The organism is Lysobacter gummosus (assembly GCF_001442805.1).
Taxonomy (GTDB): domain Bacteria; phylum Pseudomonadota; class Gammaproteobacteria; order Xanthomonadales; family Xanthomonadaceae; genus Lysobacter; species Lysobacter gummosus.
Genome location: NZ_CP011131.1, coordinates 2525433 through 2548975, shown reverse-complemented (window position 1 = coordinate 2548975; position 23543 = coordinate 2525433). Strand labels below are relative to the sequence as shown.

Here is a 23543-nt window from a genome sequence, read left to right as displayed (position 1 = left end):
CCTGCGCGGCGGCTGAGGCAAATCCCCCCTTCCCCCCTTTTTCAAAGGGGGGAACAGCACGGGTTGGGTGGAAGGACGAGGACGGGCGGCGGCGATCGATTCCGGAGGCTCCGACCGGGCGCGTCAATGAGCCCCCTTTGCAAAAGGGGCCAGCGCCCGACGAACCCCGAGGCCAGGCCACACCCCAGCGCGGGGGATTTGCCCCAGGCGCAACAAAGCTCCCCATCAAGGCCGATACAAAGACCGCAGATTCAACCCCTTCTGCAAACTGCCCAGATCCGCCTTCGACCGCACCGCGATCTCCACCGTCTCCCCCGGCAGCAAGGTCAACGCGTTGTCGGCCAGGCTCACATCCTGATCGCCGAAATCGACCCACACCGCGCGCGCGAACTTGTCCGCATGGACGCTGAGCACATAGCCCTCGCCATCGCGGCGCAAGCGCGCGCTCAGCTTGGGATCGGGCCACGCCAGCAGGCGCGACTCGGCGAAATACACCGCCCGGCGCGACACCGTGCGGCCATCGACGATCAACTCGAACACCGCCGCGGTGCGTTTGGGATCGGCGCCGCCGAGCAGTTCGGCATCGCTCCACGAGCCGGCGCGCGTGGACGCCAACGCCGCCAGGGTCGCCGGCTTGCGCTCCTCGCGCAGCACCCGGCCGTCGAAATCCATCACCCGCGTCCGCCACTCGCCCGCGACCGGCGCGACGCGATCGGACAACAGGCTCAACTCGGTGCGGCCGCCGTCCTTGTCCGACACCCGGCGCAGCGGCGCGATCGCCAGTTCGGCGAAGAAGCGCTTGGCGTGGAAATGCAGCGGCTTCCAGCGGCCGAAATAATCCAGACTCGACCACGACGCGCCCGGCCAGACATCGTTCAACTGCCAGTACAGCGAGCCCATCGTGCGCGGCCGCGAGGCGCGGTGATGCAAGGCCGCCAACTCGATGCCTTCGGCCTGCACCTGCTGGCTGAGATAGACGAAATCGGCGAAATCGCGCGGCTCACCGTATTCGCCGCGGATGTACTTGAGCAGCCGCGTATTGCCGTCGCCAGCGAGGAACTTCTGGTGCGCGCGGATCACCGGCGTATCGATGCCCTGCTCGCCGGGCTGGGCGAACGCGGCGATGGTGCGCAGCGACGGCCAGCCCTGCAGGCCGTACTCGGACATGAAGCGCGGGGTTTCCTCCAGGTAGGCGCTCGCCGGCAGCGCCGGGCCGCCCCACACGTCCCAGTAATGCTTGTCGCCGTTGTCGGAGTCGTTGGCTTTCTCGGCCAGATCGTTGCTCGGCGAACTGGACCAGTACGGCACGCCCGCGCCGTCCTCGGCCACGACCGCGCGCAGGTCCTTGCCGAACAGCGCGACATAGCCCTCCCACACCGTCTGCGCGAACTTGGGATCGGCCTCCATCAGCTTCTTGCTGTGGCCCCAATCCTTCCACGCGGTTTCTTCTTCGTTGTTGCCGCACCACAGCACGATGCTGGGATGGTTGCGCAGCCGGCGCACGTTGTCGCGCGCTTCGGCGACCACGTTGGCGCGGAAGGCGGCGTCGTAGCCCGGCGGCATGCCGCCGCCGAACATGAAGTCCTGCCACACCAGCAGGCCCAGTTCGTCCGTCAGTTCGAAGAAGTCGTCGGATTCGTAATAGCCGCCGCCCCAGTTGCGGATCATGTTCATGTTCGCGTCGCGCGCGGACTGCAGGTCGCGGCGCAGGCGCTCGCGCGTGACCCGCGCCGGAAACGCATCGAACGGAATCGCGTTGGCGCCCTTGGCGAACACCGGAATGCCGTTGATCACGAAAGCGAAGCCCTGCCCTTTCGCGTCGCGTTCGCGCCGCAACTCGACGCTGCGCAGGCCGGTGCGGCGCTGCGCGCTGGCCTGCACGCCATCGCGATCGCGGACCACGGCCTTGAAGGTGTACAGCGGCTGCTCGCCGTAGCCGACCGGATACCACAGCTGCGGATCGGCGATGTTCACCGCGATCGCGACGCGGTTGACGCCGGCGCGCAGTCGCGCCGATTGGCTCAGGGTCTTGCTGCGCGCCTTGGCGTCGGTGTATTCGATCTCGATCGTCGCCGCGTCGGCGCGGTCGCTGTGGATTTCCACTTCGACGGAGGTTTGCGCCGCCTGCCTGGAAACATGCTCGGGCCGCACATGCAGGTCGCCGATGCGCAGGCGATCCCAACTGTCCAGGCGCACGCCGCGCCAGATGCCGGCGGTGACGTAGCGCGGGCCCCAGTCCCAGCCGTAGTGGTAACCGGGCTTGCGCACGAAATTGGCGGTCATCGCATCGCGCGGTTCGTCGCCGTAGGGCGAAGGATAGTTGCCGGCGATCTTGTTCGGCATCGCCTGCACTTGCGGCAACAGGCGGCGGATCGGCGAATCGAAGACCACACGCAGTTCGTTGCCGCGCTCGCGCAGTTGGCCGTCCACCGGCACCCGCCAGGTGCGGAAGCTGTTGTCGGCTTTCAGGACCTGCTTGCCGTTGAGATAGATCGTGGCGAAGGTGTCCAGGCCGTCGAACACCAGTTCGTTGTGCGCGCGCGCCAGGCTGGCCTGATCGACGTCGAACTGACTGCGGTATTCCCATTGCGCCAGGCCGATCCATTGCAGCTGCGCTTCGCGCGCGCCGACGTAGGGATCGGGGATCAGCTTCGCGGCGAGCAAGTCGGTGTGCACATGGCCGGGGATGGTCGCGGCGTGCCAGCCGGTCGCGCCCTTGTGTTCGGCGGCTTGCGGATCGTCTGGGGTCAGGCGGAATTGCCAGTTCTCATGCAGCGGCCGGCTGCTCAGCGGCGCGGCCTGGGCGGCATGGGCCGCGAGCGCGGCGATCAGCATCAGGGCGATCGCGGCGAGGCTGCGCAGGCGCGAAACGGAATCGGACGAGGATCGGGCGAAGGGCATGCAGGCACCTGTGGATGGCGGGTGTTGCGGGGTTGCTATGGGACTTCAGCGGTCAGCGTCGCAGAACGATAGCGGCGCTGACAGCGGCATGACGGGTGAGCGATAGCGATTTGCAGTTCCGGTCACGGTGCGATCGGAGCGAAAGGCATCGGGGCTGAAGCCCCTCCCACAAAAGACTTCACGACTGCGCGATAAAAAAGCGGGAGCGCGCTTCCCGCGCTCCCGATCCGATACCGGACAAGTCCTCGCGAACGCGCATTGCAAACGCGTCTTGAGGGGTACACCGCCTTGCCCGGGAGGTCCGCGACGCAACCGGCGCGCCCGACTGGAGGGCGTGCGCGCAAGTTCCGCCGCGGGGTTACCGCCGATCGACCGGGCCCGGGCGGCCCGCTCGCTCGATACCGATGTGTCGCGATCAATCGAACTTGTAGACGAACTCCGCCGAGATTTCGCGACCCACGCGCGAGAACACGCGCTCGTTGGCGTAGGCGAAGAACTTCTTGTACGGGTCCTTGTAGTCGGCCTCGTCGAGCAGGTTGTCGATGTACAGGTTGACCCGGGCCTGCTCGGTCAGCTGATAACCCGCGGTCAGGTTGAAATACACCGGCGCCTTGAGCTTGCCGACCATATGGCAGGTGGTGTCGGTCTGGCCGGGCAGAATCGGTGCGCACTCGTTGTAGTTGTCGCCGTTGACGTGGCCGATACGGTTGGCGAACAAGGTCGCGTTCCACGGGCCGCGGCTCCAGCTGGCGCTGGCGCGGGCGAAGGTGCGCACTTCCTTGTCGCGGTTCTCCTGCATCGGCGAACCCGGGTCGCGCTGTTCGTTGTTCTTGAGCTGGTTGGTGTAGTTGAACTGGAAGCTGAAATCGCCGAAGCGGGTCTCCGGGATCTTGTAGCGCGCGGTCAGATCGACGCCGGCCACCTCGCGGTAGGCGATGTTGATCGGGCCGCTGAACACCGAGACCACCTGCCCGAGCGGATAGTTCGGATCGGCCACGCCGAAGGAATTGGTGCCCGGCGCGCTGCGGGTGACGCGCGAGACGATGTCCTGACACGTCGACGATCCCGGGGTGACCTGCATGCGATCGCTCGCGCGGCGCGTGCGGCCGTTGCGGCACTGGCTTTCCAGGTCGAGGATGTCGGCGATGTCGAAATCGCGGACCTGGTTGTCGATGGTCATGTGCCAGTAGTCGGCGCTGAAGGACAGGTTCTCCGCCGCGTCCCACACCAGGCCGGCGCTCCACGACTTGCCGGTCTCGCTGTCGAGCTTGAGGTTGCCGGTGCGGGCGATGTTGTGGCGGTAGTACAACGCCTGCGAACTGCAATCCGGCCCGAGCCCGCGGTTGATGCAGGTGGCCACATCGGAGTCTTCCTGAGTGCCGGTGCCGCTGGTGGCGAACAGGTAGTGCATGTCCGGCGCGCGGAATGTCGTGTTGTAGGCGCCGCGGACCAGCAGGCTTTCGATCGGACGCCACTCGATGCCGGCGTTCCAGGTGAAGTTGCTCTCCTTGCGCGCATCGTCGTCGTAACGGTCGAAACGGCCGGCCGTGGTCACGTCCAGGGTCTTGAACACCGGCACCTTGAACTCGACGCCCACGGCGTAGCGCTTGCGTTCGCCGCCGCCCTGGTTGGTGCCGCCGGGCTGGTCGTAGAGCTTGTTCGGACCGAAGGTCAGCGGATCGGGGTTGAGACGGTAGCCCTGCGAACCGGCTTCGATCACGCCAGCGAAGCCGACCGGGCCGGCCGGCAGCTCGAACAGATCGCCGGTGACCGCGAACTGGGCCTGGTTCATCCACGATTCGGCGCTGCTCTTGCCGCGCGTGGTGAGCTGGCGGAAGGTGTCCGGCGTCATCGGCGACCAGAACTTGCCCTGGTCCAGCGCATACACCGGCAAACCGTTGTTGGTGCCCAGTTGCGGCCCGAGGAAGTAGCTGTCGACCGCGCCTTGCAGCATGCCCGGGAAGCTGAAGTCGACCTTGTACTCGGTGCGGCCGACCGTGGCGTCCCAGTTGAAGCGTTCGCCGAAGCGGCCGCGCAGGCCGGCGGCGAGGTCCCAGGAACGCTCGCTGGTGTTGAACAGGAACGGATCGCGGCTGCCGGCTTCGGGCACGGTGAAGGCGCGGCGCGCCTGATAGCTGCGGCCGGTGTTCTGGTCGTAGAACGCGCCGCCGCGGTTGAGTTCGAAGCGCAGCGCCTCGTCCTGGCGCGACTCGCCGTCGCTGTCCCACAGCGAAGCGCTGACCCAGGCCTGCATGCCGTTGTCGAAGTCGTAGGTGAAGTTGCCGAAGCCGGAGCGGTTGTCCGAGCCGTTGCGCAGGCTCCACAGCGAGTTGCCGCGCGACTGCGAGCAGCTGTAGCCGGGGAACTCGGGCGCGTTGCCGTCGTTGCCGAGGAAGTTGTGCTGCGGCAGATCCTGGAAGCGGTCGCAGGCGCCGGCCGGCGGGGTGACGCGGCGCCGGGCGCCGGTGTCGATCAGCTCCACGCCCCACACCCACGGCCAGGGATCGTTGACCAGCGGCTTCACCGTGGCGGCCGGCTCCAGATCGGAAGCGAGGAAGCCGCGCTGGCCGGCGAAGATGGTTTCGCGGCCGCTCAATTGCACGCCGTAGGTGGCGCTCCACTTCTCGCCGGTGCGCCCGCCCGTCCACGACAGGTCGTAGGAATCGCCGCCGCCGCGGGTGGTGGTGCCGCCCTTGATCCGAACCTCGTCGCCGTTGAAGTTCTTCTTCATGATGATGTTGATCACGCCGGCCATGGCGTCGGAGCCGTAGATCGCCGAGCCGCCGCTGGCCAGCACTTCGATGCGCTCCACCGCCGACATCGGGATGTTGTTGAAGTTGGCGAAGTTGCCGCGGCCCTCGTAGGGCAAGGGATAGTCGGCGACGCGGCGGCCGTCGATCAGCAGCAGCGTGCGGCCGGGGCCGAGGTTGCGCAGGTTCAGCGGGCTGGCGTTGGGCGTGGGGCCCTTGTTGACGTCGGCCTGGACGGAGCCGGTGACTTCGGTCAGCGAGCTCAGCGCCTCGTACACGTTGGCGAAGCCTTCGCGCTTGATCTGCTCGGTGGTGATCACCGTGACCGGCGCCGGGCCTTCGATTTCCGCGCGCTTGATGCGCGAACCGGTGACGGTGATCTTGTCGATCGCCTTGACCTCGCCCGCCGCGGCGGGCGCTGCGTCCTGCGCCTGCGCGAGCAGCGGCAGGTACAAGGCCGCGAGCGTCGCCGCGGTCAGGACGTTGCGATGCGCGAAGCCGCGCGAACGGCCGGTAATCTGTTGCGATGCATGGCCTTGGCTCGGCTTGCGGTTCTGATGCTGGCTCACTGGCTACCCCTCCCAATCGCGGCCGAACCCTCGGCCAAGGTTACGTTCGTGTGTGCGGGACTGGCGTGCTCCGCGCCGCCCGATTTGGATCGATCTAAAATCACAGCAAAAAAAATCCCGTCGCGACATCTGTTGCGGCTTGGTTCGCGCGCTTGAACGAAGCCATTCAATGCACCGCCCCGCGCGCGTCCAGCGACCGCAGTTCCTGGCCCGGCGCCGCCGATTGCAGGCGCAGCGCCAACCCGCCTTCGCGCTGATACCAGTCGATGCGCAGGCGATGCCAACCGCGCCGCAGCGGCACCGAGGCGACCACGGTCTGGTCGTAGCTTTCGTTGCGGATCACCGGTTCGCCGTCGATGTACAAGGCCGAGCGGTCGTCGCCTTGCAAGGCGTAGCGGTACACGCCGTCGGCCGGCACTTCGATGAAGCCCTCGAAGCGCACGCCGAAACGGTTCTTGCGGCCGAAGGCCCGCACGTCCAGCGACGACGCCGCGCCCTGCGCCACCGGCGAGCCGGCGCGCTCGAATTCGTCCAGGCTGGAAAACAGACCTTCGTACACGCGATATCCCAGACCGGTTGCGGCGCGCGCCGGCTTGGAGATCGCCGGCAGATAACTGCGATAACGCACGCTGGCGCTGTGCACCCCACTACGGCGGCCGTCGGCGAGCACGGTCACGGTGCGCAGTTCGCGCGACTGGTCCAGCGGCACGACGATCTCGATCGGGCCCTGATAGGCCGGCGAGCCCTCGCCCGGTTCGCTGCCGTCGAGGGTGTAGCGGATCGTGGCGCCGGGCACGGCCGGGGTCAGGGTGAAGCGGTGCTTGTACTCGCGCGCGTCGCCCTGCTCGATCTGCAGCGCATCGGCCAGGCCCTGCGGCGCGGGAATGCGATAGCCGACGCGCTCGCGATCCAGTTGCGGGAACTGGCCGCGCAGGCGTCGCTGGAAGTCGCCGAAGTCGCGATCGGGCTGCGGCGTCCAAGCCACCTCGGCCAGCGCGAGCAGGCGCGGGAACACCATGTACTCGACCATCGCCGGAGTCTTGAGGTATTCGGTCCAGACATTGCCCTGCACGCCCAGCACATGCCGCGCCTGCGCGGCGTCGAGCACCTTCGGCACCGGGTCGTAGCCGTAGACCTTGTCCAGGCTCAGTTCGCCGCCCAGGTTCCACTGCTCGTGCGCGGCCGGGCCCTGGCCGTAATCGAAGTAGCAGCATTGGGTCGGGGTCATGATCACGTCGTGGCCCTGCTGCGCGGCGGCGATGCCGCCGGCTTCGCCGCGCCAGGACATCACCGTCGCGTCAGCGGCCAGGCCGCCTTCCAGGATCTCGTCCCAGCCGATGATGCGCTTGCCGCGCGAATGCAGGAACTTCTCCATGCGCTGGATGAAGTAACTCTGCAGTTCGTGTTCGTCCTTCAGGCCTTCGCGGCGCATCACCGCCTGCGCGACCTCGCTGCTCTTCCAGCGCGTCTTCGGCGCTTCGTCGCCGCCGATGTGCACGAACGGCGCGGGAAACAGCGCGACCACTTCGTCGAGCACGTTTTCCAGGAACTTGAAGGTTTCTTCCTTCGGGCAGTAGATGTCGTCGTACACGCCCCAGTTGCCGCCGACCTCGAACGGACCCGGCGTGCAGGCCAGTTCCGGATACGCGGCCAGCGCGGCCAGCGAATGGCCCGGCATCTCGATTTCCGGGATCACCATGATGTGGCGGGCGCGGGCATAGGCCACGACCTCGCGCACTTCGTCCTGGGTGTAGAAACCACCGTAGGGCTGGCCGTCGCCGACATAGGGCTCGATGTTGCGCCCGAGCACGGTTTCCTTGCGCTTGGAACCGATGCTGGTGAGCTTGGGATAGCGCTTGATCTCGATGCGCCAGCCCTGGTCCTCGGTCAGGTGCCAATGAAAGGTATTGAGCTTGTAGCGCGCCATCAGATCGACGTAGCGCTTGATGAAGGCCAGCGAATACAGATGCCGGCCCACATCCAGGTGCATGCCGCGATAGACGAAGCGCGGCTGGTCTTCGATGCTCAGCGCCTGCACGCGCAGCGGTTGCGCGCCGCGCGCCACCGGCAGCAGCTGGCGAAGGGTTTGATAGCCGTAGAACAAACCAGCCGGCGGGCCGGCCAGGCGGATGCCGCGCGCGGTGATCTCCAGCGAGTAGCGTTCATTGGCGCGCGCATCGGCGTTGGCGGCGACCGGCTCGGCGACGAACTGCACGTAGCGGCTGGGATCGGCCTCGCCCTTGCGCGCCTGCGGGGCGCCGCTGCGCAGCGGCAGTTGCAGGCCCTGGGTCGCGGTCAGCTCATCGCGCAGCAGATGGGCGACGGCGCGCGCTTCGGCATTGTTGGCGTAGATCGTCACCGCGCCGTCGAGGGCGAACTCGCCGTCGCCGCGCTGCAATTTGGCCGGCAGCGGCACCAGTTCGGGCGCGAGGACGGCGGAACCGGCATTGGCCGCGGGCGCATTCGTCGCCGCCGCGTGCGCGTTCTGCGCCAGCGGCACCACGCCGATCGCCGCGCCGAGCAGGCCGAGCACCGCTGCATGCAGTTTGGTTCGTCCTGATTTGGCCAATGCGTCTTTCATGGAGCTTCGTCCCTTCCTGTTGCTTCGATCGACCGGCTGCGACACTCAGCGCAACGTCCGGTCGCGGTCTTCCTTCCTACCGTCATTCCCGCGAACGCGGGAATCCAGTGTCTTGCCACGAACTGCCCGAAAGTCGCTGGATTCCCGCGTTCGCGGGAATGACGGCTTCTGGGAGGCAGCGCGGGTCTACTCACCTACTCACTTCGGCGAAGCGCAAGCCGAAACCGGCAACGCCTCCGCCTTGGTCCCCCACCCGCCCACCGCCGGCGTCTTGTCCAACGCGAACCGCAAGGTGCCGCCCTGGCGCAGCGCGATCCAATCCAGCCAGACCTTGTCCTGCGGCTTGCCGTCGAAACTCGCCGACTGCACGTACTGCAGGCCGCGCCCGTCCGCGCCGGGCGCCTCGATGGTCAGGGTCTTGCCCTGGCCCAGATCGAGTTCGACCTTCTCGAAACGCGGCGTGTGCAGCAGCAGTTCGCCGCTGCCCGGCACCGCCGGGTACAGACCGATCGCGCTGAACAGATACCAGGCCGACATGGTTCCCAGATCGTCGTTGCCGGTGACGCCGTTGGGCGCGTTGGTGAACAAAGCCTGGGCCGAGCGCAGCACGGTCGCGGTCTTCCACGGCTGGCCGATCAGCGTGTACATCCACGGGCTGTGCAGATCGGGCTCGTTGTTGGGGTTGTAGCGGTACTGGTTGTAGTAGCTGTACGGCCCGACCACCCACTGCTTGCGCGCGGCGTTCAGCGGATCGGCCAGCAACGCGTCGTAGGCGAAGAACGCATCCAGACGCTTGCCGGTCTGCTCCGCGCCGCCCATCGCCGCGACCACGCCGGGCACGTCCTGCTGGGTCAGCCACTGGTACTGCCAGGCGGTGCCTTCGTGGAAACCGTGGTGCGAGCGCGGGCTGTAGGTGCCGTCGGTTTCCGAATAGAACCTGCCGCCGTCCAGGCGCGGACGTGGAAAGCCCTTGAATCCAAGCTCGGCGTCGGCGGCGTCGTTGTCCCAGACCTTGCGCCAGTTGCGGCCGCGTTCGCGCAAGGTCGCAGCGTCGTCGTTCTTGCCCAGCGCCTGCGCCATCTGCGACAGCGAGCAATCGCCGAGCGCGTACTCCAGCGTGGACGAACCGCCGTGGTGCGGGTCCACGTCCATGCTCTTGGCCGGGAACGCGCGGTCGTACTGGACGAAGCCGTCCTTGAGATAGCTCGGATTGCCGGCGCGGCCATTGCTGCGCACCAGCGCCGGCGGCGTGCCGTAGGCGTTTTCGCGCAGCGCCGCATAGGCCTGCTGCTCGCGGCCTTCCAGCGCGCCGAAGCGCCACAGATCGACCATGAACGGAGTGACCGGATCGCCGGTCATCACGTTGCTGTCGTAGTTGGCGTAGCCCCAGCGCGGCAGCCAGCCGTTCTGCTCATGGATATTCAGCACCGAGTTGGCGATGTCGCGCGCGCGTTGCGGCCGCAGCATGGCCAGCAACTGGTTCTGCGAGCGATAGGTGTCCCACAGCGAGAAATACTCGTAGTAGGTCCAGCCCTCGGCCTTGTGGATTTGCGTGTCGTAGCCGCGATAGCGACCGTCGCTGTCGCTGCCGGTCAACGGCTGCAACAGCGAGTGATACAGCGCGGTGTAGAACACGGTGCGGTCGTCGCCGCTGCCACCGCTGACGCGCACCGAATCGAGTTCCTTGCGCCAGATGTCCTGCGCCTGCTTGCGCATCGCATCGAAGCTCAGCGGCTTGCCGCCCTTGCTGCCCTCGTCGCGCAAGTTGCGCCGCGCGCCTTCGGCATCGACGTGCGAGATCGCGCTGATCGCGGTCACCGCGCGGCCGCCGGCGGTATCGAAGGTGAACCACGCGCCGTGCGGACGGGTGTCGCCCTGCATGCTGTTGCTGCCGCCCGGATGGCCGCCGGTTTCGTCCCAGGTGCCGTGGCTGGCGAAGGGACGGTCGAACTCCATGCGGAACCAGGTGGTGTACTGCTGGCCGCCGCAGAAACTCTTGGTGGTGATGCGGCCTTCGACCGCGCGATCGCCGACCACCTGCACGGTGCTGCCGACCACCAGATGGCGCTCGTTGGCCTGTCCGGTGTTGACCAGGATCGTGCCCTGCTTCGCTCCGGCCGGGAAGGTGTAGCGCTCGGCCGCCGCCCGCGTGAGCGCGGTGGCTTCCGCGTCGATGTCGCCGGCCGCTTCGCCGGTCAGGCGCACTTTGTAGTAGCCGGCCTGGCCGACTTCGCCGTCGTGGCTGTACGACGACGCGTAGGTCTTCTGATCGAAGGACTTGAATTCCTTCGTGTCGAAACGCTTGCCCGGACCGATCTCGCCGGTGGTCGGCAGCACCGACAACACGCCGCCCTGCTCCCAGCAACCGGCGCCGGACAGGAACGAGTGGCCGAAGCCGCGGATCTTCGGATCGTCGTAGCGCCAGCCGCTGTAGTGATCGCCGATCGGGCTGACCTGGATCAGGCCGAACGGCGCCGAGGCGCCGGGAAAGGTATTGCCGTCGTCCTTGCTGCCGATGAAGGTGTTGACCTCGCGCACCGGATCGCGCGCGGCCTGCGCCGCCTGCGCGACCGATCCGCACACCAGCACCAGGCCCAACGCCGCGGCGAGGGGCCCGATTCTGGCGAGCGAGCGCGCCGTGCCCATCGTGGAAACCGTACCGCGCCTGCGTCGAACCGGAGTGCCAGCCATCGTGTGTGGAGTCCTTGCTGCAAGAGTGAACTAATGCCGCGGCGGCCCGATGCGGCCGCCGCGGCGCGGCGTTGCTTACTTGAAGTCGAACACGTATTCCAGAGCGATCTCGCGACCCACCGGGCTGAAGATGCGATCGGCGATGAAGGCGAAGTCCTTCTTGTACGGATCCTTGTCTTCGTTGACTTCGTCGAACAGGTTGCTGACGTAGACGTTGATCTTGGCGTTATCGGTGATCTGATAACCCGCGCTCACGTTCCAGGTGATCGCCGGTCCCACGCGGCCCCAGTACTTCTCGGTCTTCTGGCCGTAGGTCGGGCTGGCGCTATCGTTGTCCACGCAGTTGTCGGAGCTGGGCACGTAACCGTCGGCGAACTCGCGGCAGCCGCCGAAGCGCACGCTGGGCACGCTGCCGACGCGGTCGGCGTAGACGGTGGCGTTCCACTTGTTGCGCTGCCAGTTGACGCTGCCGCGGAACTTGCTGCGCGGCTCGCCGGTGCGCTTTTCCTGCATCTGTTCGCTGTCGTCGGTGCGCGTTTCCAGCTTGAGCAGGTTGGTGTAGTTCAAGCCGAAGCTGAAATCGCCCCAACGCTGGGTGTTCAGGCGGTACTTCAACGACGCGTCGATGCCTTCGACGTTGCGCGCGGCGCGGTTGATCGGGCCGGTGCGGATTTCGGTGACCGGGCCGAGCAGCGGGCCGGCGCCGTCGGGATCGGCGCCGCGGGTCACGCGGCCGAGCTGCAGCTTGCAGCGGTCGGCGCTGGGCGGGCTCAGGCGGGTTTCGCCGGTCGGGGTCTTGCCGGTCAGGCAGTAGGCCTCGTCCAGCAGCACGTCGTTGGCGCCGACGTCGTCGATCTCGTCCTCAAGTTCGATGCGCCAGTAGTCGGTGGACACCGACAGGCCGTCGGCGATGTCCCAGACGAAGCCGGCCGTCCACGAGCTGCCGGTTTCGTACTTCAGATCCGGCGTGCCCTGGCGCGAGATGTCCGCGTCCTCGACCTTGAAGCCGGCGTCCCAGGTGCAATTGCCCTGCTGGCCCGCGCGCAGGCAGCTGAGGTAATCGGTCTGGTCCGCGACCGAGGTGCTCGGCGTGGCGTAGACGAAATGCATGTCCGGCGCGCGGAAGCTGGTCGCATAGGTGCCGCGCACCAGCAGATTGCTGAAGGGACGCCATTCCAGGCCGGCGTTGTAGGTGCTGGCGGCGTCGCCGGAGACCGCGTCGTACTTGTCGTAGCGCCCGGCCACCGAGGCGGTCAGCGACTTCAGCAGCGGAATCTTGAACTCGACGCCGGCGGCGTAATGATTGCGCGTGCCCGAGCCCAGGTCGATGTTGGCGGTCTGGTCGTACAGGCGGTTGTCGCCGAGCGACTTCGGATCCGGCGCCAGGCTGTAGCCCTGTTTGGCCGCTTCGAGCTGGCCGGCGAAGCCGATCGGGCCGGCCCAGCCTTCGAACAGGTCGCCGCTGACGATGAAGTTGGCCGAGCTCAGCCAGGATTCGGCGCGGTTCTTGCCGCGAGTGGTGATCGAGGCGTAATCCTGCGGCGAGATCGGGTTCCACAAGCGGCCCTGATCGACCCGGTCGCGGTTGGCGCCGAGGAAATAGCGATCGGCTTCGGCGGTCAGGATCGCGGGGAATTTTTCATCGACGCGGTATTCGGCGCGGCCGATGCTGAAGTCCCAGTCGAAACGCTCGCCGAACTTGCCGCGCAGACCGGCCGACAGATCCCAGGACAACTCGTCGGAATGGGTGTAGCCGTTCTCGGCGCCGCCGATTTCCTGCGGCGTGAAGTAGCGCACCAGGTCAAGATTCGCGCCGACGCCGCTGTCGAAATAGCTGCCGTTGGAGCTCCACGCCGGCATGAAGGTCATGTTGGTGCCGCGCGAGCTCCACACGCCCAGCGTCGCCCAGCCCTGCATGCCGTTTTCGAAATCGTAGTTGGCGTAGACGTAGCCGGAGCGGTCTTCGCTGCCGTTGCGCAAGGTCCAGTGCTGGAACACCGCGCTCTGGCCGCACTGCCAACCGGTGTTGCTGATGGTGTTGGTGTTGCGGTTGTAGGTGCGACGGTTCTGCAGGAAGAACTCGCCGTTGAACTGGTCGCAGGCGCCGGGCGGCGGCGCCATGCGCACGCCGGTGTCGGCGTTGAACATGCGGATGCCGACCGAGGGCAGGATGCCGACCTTGCGGTCCTGCGGATTGAGCGACTGCGGCGGCGCGTCGAAATCCGAATCCATGAACTCGCGCTCGCCGGCCGGCAGCGCTTCGCGCTTGAAGTACTGCAGCGCGTAGGTGACGCTCCAGTTGTCGCCGCTGCGGCCGCCGGCCCAGGACAGATCGATCGCGTCGCGGCCGCCGCGCGTGGACGTACCGCCGCGGACCTTGACCTGATCGCCCTGGAAATCTTTCTTCAAGATCACGTTGATCACACCGGCGACCGCGTCGGAGCCGTAAATGGCCGAAGCGCCGCTGGCCAGCACTTCGATGCGCTCGACGATCGCGGTCGGGATGTTGTTGTAGTTGGCGAAGTTGCTCTTGCCCTGGTACGGCAGCGGGTAATCGACCACGCGGCGGCCGTTGATCAGCAGCAGGCTGCGGCCCGGGCCCATGTTGCGCAGGTTCAACGGACTGGCGTTGACCGTGTGCTGGCCCCAGGCGATATCGGATTCGACCGTGCCCATGGCTTCGGTCAAGGTGGTCAGCGCGTCGTAGACGGTGTTGAAACCTTCCTTCTCGATCTGCGCGGCGGTGATGGTGAACACCGGCGCCGGGCCTTCGATCTCGGCGCGCTTGATGCGCGAACCGGTCACGGTGACCTTGTCGATCTCGGTGGGCTTGCGTGCGGCGGCGGCCTGGCCGGCTTCGGCGCCGGCCGGCGCTTGATCGGCCTGGTCGGGCTGATCGGCGGCCGCCTGCGCCCCCCAAGGCGCAAACAGGGCCGACAACAAGGCGCAGGTCAGTGCGCTGCGTTGCAGGGTGGAATGTCTCATCTTCGCGGTGCTCCCCAAGGAAAGTGGACTGCAATGGCGACCGGTCCGTGGTCCCGAAATACACTGGAAACGGATTTCTCTCGATCTAAGGCCAAACGCCGAAGCGCCCCCTCAGGACCTCTCCGGCACATCCAATCCCCAAATTGGATCGATCTAAATTAACCACAATCGGGCCTGTCGTTGCATGACGCGGCGCAGCAATAGACCTGTGCTAGGGCACAGTCGGGCCGCTCCCGGCCGCGCGCCGACGGCAGGCGGGAACGCTAAGTGGTTGTTTTGCCGAATCTGGCGGCGCGATGGGTGCCACGTTGGCAGACTGACCGGTCAGGCGTCGGGCCCTGACGAGAATCCACCGCTGCGCGGGGAACAGGCGGAGCCGGGACTTTGCTGCGTCGCGGCAGTGATGCGGGGTCCCTCCTCTCCCGGCTGCGGGAGAGGGCTGGGGAAGAGCGCCGCAGGCGCGAATGCGATTGCCAGGATTTCCTCGCCAGCCCGCGCCCTCAAACCCCTCTCTCCCGTAAACGGGAGAGAGGCTTCATCGACGCTGGCGTCGTTCAAGTGTTTTTGCAGACGGCGTTAAGGCAACAACCGGTCCAGCAACGGCGATGAAAACACCCGGGCCGGATCGTAGCGATTGAGGATCGCCACCGCCGCGTCCCAAGCCGAATCCGCTGCCTGCCCGTAACGCAGCGAGTTCGGGATGCTCTGCCCGATCACCGCCGCATCGCTCCACGCGCCATGGACGGCGTCGTAGCCCCAGCCCTTGCTCCACTCCACCCGCGCCAAGGCGTACTCGCCGGAAAACTGCGAGAACACCCACTGCTCGACTTCGCGATAGAACGGCTCGGCCTGCGGCGTGCCCGGCAGGGTCAGCAGATCCAGCCACACCGCGCAGTCCCACTCGGGCCGGTCGCGCACCGGCCGCACCGCCGACAGCAAGGGTTCGACCGCGCCGCGCACGGCGACTTCATCCGCGCGGTCCAGCCCGGTCACGCGTATTTCCACCGGCCCGTTGACCGGGAACTTGCCTTGCGCGCGATAAGCTTCGGCGCGCGCCTGATAGAACGACACGAACTCGTGCACCACCCGTTGCACGTTCGCGCGCGAGGTGATCACCGCGTAGCCGTTGGCGGTGACGCGCAAGGTGCTCGGTTTGACGTACAGCATGAGGTTGCGCGACCAACCCCAAAGGTCGAAGCTCGCGGTGAACATCAGGCCGGCGCTGACCAGGCTGTATTGCAACGCGCCCAAGGCCGGCGTGCGGCTGACATCGCCCAGGTTGATGTCGCAGATCAGGTCGGTCAGCTCCGGCGGGATGCTGTCGGAGAAGGGGTAATTGAACGGCGTGGCGGCCTCGCGCACCATCGGCGGCAAGTCCGGCGTGAGCGTCCACACCTTGAGCCAGGGATTGCGCGTGAACGGAAAATGGATGGTTTCCACGCGTCCGGACTTGTCGAGAAAACTCGCGAAGGTGCGGCCCGTCGATCCGGGCGCGGCGAACAATTCGCTCGCCGCAATACCGACGTTGCTCTGGCAGCGCAGGCGCTGGTTCGGCCCGGCCTGCAAAGTCGCCTCGACGATCAAGGCGCGGCCCAGATGCGCCAGGAACGCGGCGCAATCGGCTTCGTCGCGACGGAAGCTGCGCAACATGTACGCCTGTCGCGCGGCATCCCACACCACCGCGGTCAGCGACAACACCAGATTGCTCAGCGAACCGTAGCTGTGTCCGCTCTGTCTGGTTTCGCCGAGCGCGGGCACCGCCGTGCCGTGCGCATCCACGGCGAGCACGCCGCCCAGGCTCAGATCGCCGGGCGCCGGCATATGCGCCAGACCCAGTCCGGCTTCTTCCAAGCGCGCGAGCAAGTCCTGCATCGAGATGCCGGCCTGCGCCGTCACCCGCGCCGGTTGCGCGCCGCGATCGATCTCCACCCGATTCAGATGCGTGAGCGTATCGATCATCACGATGCGCTCGGCGCAGGTCTGATCCGGGGCGAGATTCAGCGGCGACCAGTTGTGGCCCATTCCGCGCGGACGCACGCGGTAACCGTGCTGGCGTGCCCAGTTGACGACCGTGACCACTTCCTCGGGATTGCGCGGCGAGCAGGTCCACAGAGCATCGATCTGGATCTCTCCGGACCAATTGCGATACGCCTGTTGGAACAACGGGATCTGCGCGGGAAACGCCGGCGGCGCGGCGCAGGTCGCGAGCGCACTGGCCGCATCGACCGCGAACGCCGGCCACCAGGCCGCGCCGGTGCCGGCCGCGCCGATCGCCAGCGCCTGGCCCAAAAAGCGGCGGCGGTGCCGATCGGCGTCCGGCGCGGAATGATCGTCGTTGATCGCATCGTGAGGTGAATCGTTGGACATGGCGTCGCTCCGCTGTGGCGGTGAGGGAACAGGCATGGGGGTGTCGCCGCGCGGATCGCGAGGCGTTCGGTCGGTCGGCGATGCATTGCGACCTCGCGCGGACTGCGTGCTCGCATTCGCGGATCGCGATACAACGATTAGCAGCGCTGTCAGTTCGCGGCAACCGCGAATTCGCCGTTACGCAGGCGCATGCCGATTATCCGCGTGATCCAGGTCTGATCGCACAGCGGTAGCGCGAAGCGTTCGACGCGATCGTGGTTTATGCGCATCGAATACGCAGCATTCATCGCGCATCGGATCGCCACGGACACGTTCGTTTCCGCGCATCTCGGCGCGAATGAATTCAGTGCGACGCTGGCAAGTCATTCGTCACAGTACGCAAGCGTGATCGCATTCACGCCGATGGTCGCGCGCGGCAGCTCTTACGCCGCGCTAATCGGAGCGGAAACCGCGAACTGCGTTGGCGTGCGGATGTCGGCCGCTAGGCGCGGAGCGCTTGCGCCAACGCGCGGACGATGTCCGCGTCGCTTTGCACCCAATCCGGCGACAACCCGGCCAGGCCATCGTTGCGATAACGCATCGCCGACACGCGCGGCGCTTTGGCCGAAGCATGCAACTCGCCGACCTGCGCGCGTTGCGCCAGCGCGGCGATGTTGTGCGCGGTGACGCCGGCGCCGGCCATCAGCGCGATGCGTCCAGCCGCCTGCGCCACCAGCGCGGCGATGTGGTCGGCGCCCTGCTCGGCATCGACTGCGCCGCCGGAGGTCAGGATGCGTTCGCAACCCAGGGCGATGACGGCTTCCAACGCCGCGGCGCGATCGCGCGCGGCGTCGAAGGCACGATGAAAGGTGACGCCGAGCGAGCCCGCCGCCGCGATCAGCTCAGCGCATACGCCGGCATCGACCGCGCCGTCGGCGTCCAGCGCACCGATCACCACGCCGTCGCAGCCCAGGCGCACGCAGGTTTCGACGTCGGCGCGCATCACCGCCAGATCGTTTTCGTCGTAAAGAAAATCGCCGCCGCGCGGGCGGATCAGCACATACAAGGGAATGCGCAGGCGATCGCGCGCGACCGCGAGGGTGCCGTACGACGGCGTGGTGCCGCCCTCGCGCAGGTTCTCGCACAGCTCCACCCGGTCGGCGCCGCCGGCCTGCGCGGCCAGCGCCGAGGCCAACGAATTGGCGGAGATTTCCAGCAGTTTTCGCGTCATCGCCGGACTCAGGTCTGTTGCGTGGTGTAGACCGACGGCGAATCCAGCAGCGCGTCGCGCTTGTTCGCATCGCACACCGCGTAGACGAAACCGCGATGCAGCGCATGCGCGCCGACTTCGCCGTGCTTGTTGATCGCCAGGAAGCACACCTGCAAAGTCTTGCTGGCCTGCGGGCGCTTGCGCACCAGGCGGTCGATGGCCTCGCGGCAGGCTTCGTCCGGGCCGCGGCCCTGACGCATCAGCTCGACCACGAGGAAACTGGCCGCATTGCGCAGCATTTCCTCGCCCACGCCCGAGGCGGTGGCGGCGCCGACTTCGTTGTCCACGTACAGACCGGCGCCGACGATCGGGCTGTCGCCGACGCGGCCATGCAGCTTCCAGGCCATGCCGCTGGTGGTGCAGGCGCCGGCGAGCTTGCCGCTGCGGTCGATGGCGAGGATGCCGAGGGTGTCGTGATTGGTTTTGTCCCCGGGCTTGGCCTGATCGAGCCGCTCGGCGTTGATCTGCGGCTGGTACTTCGAAGTCTTGCGCCATTCGTTCCAGGCCGCGCGCGCCTTGTCGGTCAACAGCGGCTGTTTGGGAAAGCCTTGTTCGATCGCGAACTGCTGCGCGCCCGCGCCGACCAGCAGCACATGCGGCGTGCGTTCCATGACCCGGCGCGCGACCGTGACCGGATGGGCGATGTCTTCCAGCGCGGCGACCGCGCCGCAGCGGCCGTCGCCGTCCATGATGCTGGCGTCCAGGGTCAGCACGCCGTCGCGATCGGGATTGCCGCAACGCCCGACCGTGTTGTTGCACAGATCGGCCTCAGCCCAGCGCGCGCCGGCTTCGACCGCATCGAGCGCCGAACCGCCATCGGCCAATACCGGCCACGCCGCCTGATTGGCGCCGACGCCGAAATCCCAGGTCGACACCACGCGCGCGCCGCTCGCGGCGGCGGGCCGGGCGGTCGAGACGGCGGTGTTTTTTTCCGCGCCCAACGCGGGCAAGGCGGCGGCGCCCGCGGCCAACAGCGAGCTTTGCAGGAAACGGCGGCGAGAGGTCATGACGATCGGCTCGAAGGCGGCGCGCATGCAGCGCGGACCGCCGACACGCTAGCCGCCGACACGGGCCGGCGCAAGTTGCCCCCGCCGCTTATGCGGGTTTGCCATTGTCTGAACTTGTCGAAAAGCCGCAGCGATGTCCGCGGCGGCGCGGCGCCGCATGCCTCATGGACGCGCGATGAAGACGGCCGCGATGCGCAAGATCGCGGCCGTTCCGATTCAGCCGTTCACAGCCCGTAAGCCTCGACGATGGCCTCGTGCCGGCCGGTATCGGCGCCGGCCTGTTCCGCCAGTTGCAGCCAGCTCAACGGGTGCTCCCAGCCGGCGGTGAGTTCCAGCAAGCGGCTGTCGACCTGCGAAGGCGCGACCTGGGGCGGCGTGGCGAGGAAGAAATACAGACCCGGCAACGCAGCGTCTTCGTCCTGCTTCGGATCGCGCACCCGATAGTCGTCGCCGCTGCGCACCCACACCGACCATTGCTGCGCTTCCAGCGCCTCGCGCATCGCTTCGAACGCGGATTCGCCGGGGTGCGCGCCATCGACGAACCAACTGCGGTAATCGGCGCGACGGCGGGTGTGCACCACGCGAAACGGCGTCAGCCAGTGTTCGCGCTCGGCCTCGTCTTCCGGCGCCTGCTCCAGCGGCGCGGCGTCGAATACGACTTCGTCGCGCACGTGCTGCGGCCGGCCCGGCGCCGCCACGGTGACCACTTCGGCGGTCACCGGGCCGGTACGGCTGCCCAGGCAGTCGTAGCTTTCGCCGTCGTGCTCGTAACGAAGGCGCAGCCAGCCCCAGGACTCGCGTACCGGCCCGTCCTCGCTGCTCAGTTGCATGCCCAGGCGCGCGGCGCTGCGCCGCACCGCCGGCCAATCGCCGGCGGCGCTGGCGGCCGACATCAGATCCCAGTCGTCGCCGCCGGGTTCTTCCGATTGTTCGGCCAAGGCCGCGTACAAGCCCACGGCGCGGTCGAAATCCTGATTCGCCATCGCCGCCCTCGCCCACAACCGGCGCGCGCCGTTCGCATCCGGCACGTGGGTCAGCAGGCGTTCGACGTGCTCGCCGACTTCGCTCCAACGTTCGCGGGCGAACGCCAGCTGCGCGCGGCACCAATGCGCGAACGCCGGCCGCTCCGGCTCGACCAGCGCGGCGAGCCGGCCGATTTCGGCTTCGGCCTCGCCGTGGTCCAGCAACTGCTCCAGCAACTGGCTCGCCGGCGCGTCCTCGGACTGCGGATGCCGGCGCACGAACTCCCACAGATGCGCGATCGCGTCCTCGCGCGAGCCGCAGGCGATCATCGCCGAGCCCAGCAGCCCGGCCAGCGGACCGTCGTCCGGGCGTTCGCGATATGCCGCGAGCAGCAGTTCGATGTCCTGTTCCGGGTCGGAGCCTTCATCGTCGCGCACGTGTTCGTAGACCGCTTCGGCGGGCATGCTCGGAACGGCGGCGGCGTCCAGCGCGTCCACGCGCGCGGCGAAGGCGGCGATCAGCTCGCCCGCGCCCAGGTCGCTGCGCAGCAACGGCAGATGACGACGGGCGATCGCCAGAGCGCGGCGCGCGGTCCAGCCGGCCTTGCGCAGCAGCGCCAGTTCGCCGTGACGCAGCGCCAGTTCGATGCAGCGCCGGTGCGCGCCGACGCGATCCATGTGGCTCACCATCGTGGCGAGCAGGCGGCCGAGCCGCCAATGGTTGTGTTCGGGTTTGGCCGCCGCGATCAGCGCGACCGCTTCGGACCAGTTGGGATACAGCAACGGCACCACGGTCGGGCCGTAAGGCGGCAGCGCGTCCCAGGCTTCGTCCATGCGGCCGAGCCTGGCCAGAATCAGCGCGCGGAAGGTCGCGCGGCTGAGGCGGTCGCCGTCGTCGTCGTCGTCGAGTTCCTCTTCTTCGATCGCATCCAACGCGGCCAGTGCCTGTTCGCAGCGGCCGGCGCGGAACAAGGCGCCGGCCTGGGTTTCGCGATAGGCCACGCCGGGCTCGCCGCCGTCGCGCAGCATGTTGCGCGCCTGGGCTTGCAGATAGGTCACCGCCTCATCCGCGCGCCCGCCGTCCATCAGCGCCAGCGCGTATTCGCGGCTGATGCAGTCGTAGCAGTTGCGGCTGGGCTCGATCCGCGCCAGCGTTTCCTCGCTGAGCGCCAGACGCTCGGGCACCCAGCCCGGGCCGTCGACGTTGCCGTAGCAGATCGCGATGTCCTGGGTCACGCACACCGATTGCGGGCATTGCTGGGTTTCGTCGCGATGGGCGAATTCCAGCAGCGACACCGCCTCGGGCAGCGCCTTCTCGCCCTCGGCCAGATTGCGCATGCGGTTCTGCAGGCCCCAGTGGCGGAAGAACACTTCCAGCCACGGGTTCTGCAGCGCGCGCGCCGCCGCCAGCGCCTCGGGCAGCATGGCCTCGACGCGCTCGGGGTGGTTGTCGTGCAGTTCGTGCGGAATGCGGTTGATGAGTTCGACCACGCGGTACTGGCCGGCTTCGCGCAGTTCTTCGCTGAGGTCTTCGATCCAATCGAAGATGTCCATATCGTCTCTCTACTTAGCTGTTGGTGTTTTGGCTATCGTGCATGGCGAAGCTTCGCCGGATCAATCGCCGGCCTGGCCCGCCGCGGCCGGCAGCAGGCGCAGCACGCTGTCGCCGATCGCCGCCAGCGCGCCGTTGAGCCGGTGGCCGTGGCCGTCGGCATCGTTATGGGTTTCCATCAGTTGCTTGATCGCCTTGAGCAAACGCGCCGCAGGTTCGGCGGCGGCGCGATCGGCGCGCATCGTCGCCAGCAACGCGCGCATCGCCGGGTTGTCCAGGTTGACGTACAAGCGCGCCTGGGCCGAACCGTCGATGCCGGCGGTGAAGCCGCGCACCAGGCGCAGCGCGGTCATCGAAATGCGCTTGTCCGCTTCGTCGCTTTCCAGCCGGCGCTTGAGCTCGGCCTCGCGATCGGGCACCACCATCAGCGGCAGTTCGGCCGGGGCGAAACGCGCGGGCACGACTTTTTCGCCGTCGGCCAAGGTCTCGCGCAGCCAGTCCAGTTCGGCGTCCGGCAGGCCCAGTTCGGTGAACAGCTGGCGGTTGCCCTGCTCGGTGCCGATCTCGATCAGGCGGCCGCCGTGGCGCTGCACCCATTGCCGCAGGAACGGCAGCACCGCGTAACGGTCGCCGCGCGCGACCGGCACGCCGAGCATGCGGAACAGCATGTCCTCGAACCCGCCGGTGCTCAGGCCGACATGGATCGCGCCTTCGCGGCGCAAGGCGCTGGCGCGCAGATCGCCGTGCGAGCTGGGCACGCGCACTTCTTCGGCCAGCAACTCGAACAACCGCGCATCGCACAGCGCGGCGCCGAGCAGGGCCTCGTTGTGACGATTGAGGATGCGCCGCCAGGCTTCGGGCTGCTCGCGCGCCACCGCCGCCAACCCGCCGATCAGGGATTCGGCGATGGCGTGCTGGGCGCTGCGGTAGGCCTCGTTGCGCTGCAGGTCTTCGCGGCTGGCGGTGGGCATCAGCCGGCTGGACTCGATCACGCCGCCGACGAATCCGGCCCAGCCCGGCAACAGGTCGCGCGCGTCGTCGTCGAGCAGCATGCCGCGCACGAACACGGACAGATTGCGATTGTCGCTGTTGCCGTAGGTGCCGCCGTCCTGCACCCACAGCAGGCCGCGCGGATCGCTCTCGCCGGCGAGAGCCGGCACCGGCATCGCGCAGATCGGTTCGAATTGCTGCTCGAAGCGGCTGGCGAAGCGCAGCTGGCGCTTGCGCGCCTGCACCGGATGTTCGCTGACGCTGTCGCTGTCGCCGCGCCACGGCGGCGGCTCGGGATTGAGCGGCTCGGCCGCATCGCCGATGTAGATCGGCACGCGCAGCAAGGCGCAGTAACGGCCGAGCACGCGCGCCAGGTAGTCCTCGCCGGCCAGGCGCGCGTGTTCTTCGCGCAGCGCCAGCTCGACCACGGTGCCGATCTCGCGCGCCGGCGCCGCGGCCAGGCTGTATTGCTCGCCGTTGCTGGATTGATAGCGCCAGCCGCGATCGGGCTGCTGGAACGAGGTGGTGGTGACGGTGACCCGTTCGGCGATCACGAACGCGGACAGGAACCCCAGGCCGAACATGCCGATCAGCTCTTCGCTGGCGGCCTGGCCCTGGCGCAGGCCGCGGGTGTAGCCCACGCCGACGGTGGCCAGATAGGTATGGATTTCCGACTCGGTCAGGCCGGTGCCGGTGTCGATCACCCGCACCGTGCGCGCGCTGATGTCGCCGACCACGGTGATGCGCGGCGCGGTCGGCGCGGCGGGATCTTCCAGGCGGCGCCGGACGATGGAATCGTTCGCGTTCTGCACCAGTTCGCGCAGCGCGACCAGCGGTGTCGAGTACAAGTGCTGGCCCAGCACCGTCATCAATCCGCCCAAGTCCACGCCGGCGGTACGCAGTTGTGCCGGATTGCCTTCCAAGACGAGTCGCTCCTGT

At 67.6% G+C, this 23543-nt stretch carries 11 protein-coding genes; all 11 read right to left on the bottom strand.

The genetic code is table 11. The annotated features are described in order from the left end of the window. Window positions 1–225 precede the first annotated feature (225 nt). The gene (locus LG3211_RS10555; protein WP_148649191.1) at window positions 226–2835 is read right to left on the bottom strand and encodes a beta-mannosidase; all 2610 of its coding nucleotides are present in this window, start codon (window positions 2833–2835) and stop codon (window positions 226–228) included. A gap of 481 nt (window positions 2836–3316) precedes the next feature. Then, window positions 3317–6220, bottom strand: coding sequence for a TonB-dependent receptor plug domain-containing protein (locus tag LG3211_RS10550; protein ID WP_057942807.1), 2904 nt, complete (start codon window positions 6218–6220; stop codon window positions 3317–3319). A 166-nt stretch (window positions 6221–6386) separates the two neighbouring features. After that, window positions 6387–8801: a family 20 glycosylhydrolase gene (locus tag LG3211_RS10545; RefSeq protein ID WP_083512449.1), complete on the bottom strand. Its 2415-nt coding sequence runs from the start codon at window positions 8799–8801 to the stop codon at window positions 6387–6389. 198 nt (window positions 8802–8999) lie between these two features. Continuing rightward, entirely contained in the window at window positions 9000–11447 is a 2448-nt protein-coding gene (locus LG3211_RS10540; RefSeq protein WP_057942805.1) for a GH92 family glycosyl hydrolase, read from the bottom strand. A 120-nt stretch (window positions 11448–11567) separates the two neighbouring features. Continuing rightward, complete coding sequence (locus LG3211_RS10535) at window positions 11568–14477, bottom strand: TonB-dependent receptor plug domain-containing protein (protein ID WP_083512448.1); 2910 nt, start codon at window positions 14475–14477, stop codon at window positions 11568–11570. Between the two features lie 576 nt (window positions 14478–15053). Then, window positions 15054–16844, bottom strand: a complete 1791-nt coding sequence (locus LG3211_RS10530) for a cholesterol oxidase substrate-binding domain-containing protein (RefSeq protein WP_083512447.1) — start codon at window positions 16842–16844, stop codon at window positions 15054–15056. Window positions 16845–16993: 149 nt separating this feature from the next. After that, complete coding sequence (locus tag LG3211_RS26360; protein WP_187313168.1) at window positions 16994–17155, bottom strand: hypothetical protein; 162 nt, start codon at window positions 17153–17155, stop codon at window positions 16994–16996. A gap of 170 nt (window positions 17156–17325) precedes the next feature. Next, the gene (locus LG3211_RS10525) at window positions 17326–18054 is read right to left on the bottom strand and encodes a copper homeostasis protein CutC (protein WP_057942804.1); all 729 of its coding nucleotides are present in this window, start codon (window positions 18052–18054) and stop codon (window positions 17326–17328) included. Window positions 18055–18062: 8 nt separating this feature from the next. Then, on the bottom strand, window positions 18063–19100 hold the full coding sequence (locus LG3211_RS10520; RefSeq protein ID WP_057945399.1) for a glycosylasparaginase: 1038 nt from the start codon (window positions 19098–19100) through the stop codon (window positions 18063–18065). A gap of 224 nt (window positions 19101–19324) precedes the next feature. Beyond that, window positions 19325–21616 (bottom strand): tetratricopeptide repeat protein, encoded by a 2292-nt coding sequence (locus tag LG3211_RS10515; RefSeq protein WP_057942803.1) that lies wholly within the window; start codon window positions 21614–21616, stop codon window positions 19325–19327. A gap of 60 nt (window positions 21617–21676) precedes the next feature. Then, window positions 21677–23527 carry an ATP-binding protein gene (locus LG3211_RS10510; RefSeq protein WP_057942802.1) on the bottom strand — a complete coding sequence of 617 codons (1851 nt, stop codon included), beginning with the start codon at window positions 23525–23527 and terminating at the stop codon, window positions 21677–21679. Window positions 23528–23543 lie beyond the last annotated feature (16 nt).

Excerpts from the sequence above, each read along its gene's own strand:
- LG3211_RS10530 (WP_083512447.1), bottom strand. The coding sequence starts at position 16,844 with ATGTCCAACGATTCACCTCACGATGCGATCAACGACGATCATTCCGCG.
- LG3211_RS10525 (WP_057942804.1), bottom strand. The coding sequence starts at position 18,054 with ATGACGCGAAAACTGCTGGAAATCTCCGCCAATTCGTTGGCCTCGGCG.
- LG3211_RS10515 (WP_057942803.1), bottom strand. The coding sequence starts at position 21,616 with ATGGACATCTTCGATTGGATCGAAGACCTCAGCGAAGAACTGCGCGAA.
- LG3211_RS10540 (WP_057942805.1), bottom strand. The coding sequence starts at position 11,447 with ATGGGCACGGCGCGCTCGCTCGCCAGAATCGGGCCCCTCGCCGCGGCG.
- LG3211_RS10520 (WP_057945399.1), bottom strand. The coding sequence starts at position 19,100 with ATGACCTCTCGCCGCCGTTTCCTGCAAAGCTCGCTGTTGGCCGCGGGC.
- LG3211_RS10535 (WP_083512448.1), bottom strand. The coding sequence starts at position 14,477 with ATGAGACATTCCACCCTGCAACGCAGCGCACTGACCTGCGCCTTGTTG.
- LG3211_RS10555 (WP_148649191.1), bottom strand. The coding sequence starts at position 2,835 with ATGCTGATCGCCGCGCTCGCGGCCCATGCCGCCCAGGCCGCGCCGCTG.
- LG3211_RS10545 (WP_083512449.1), bottom strand. The coding sequence starts at position 8,801 with ATGAAAGACGCATTGGCCAAATCAGGACGAACCAAACTGCATGCAGCG.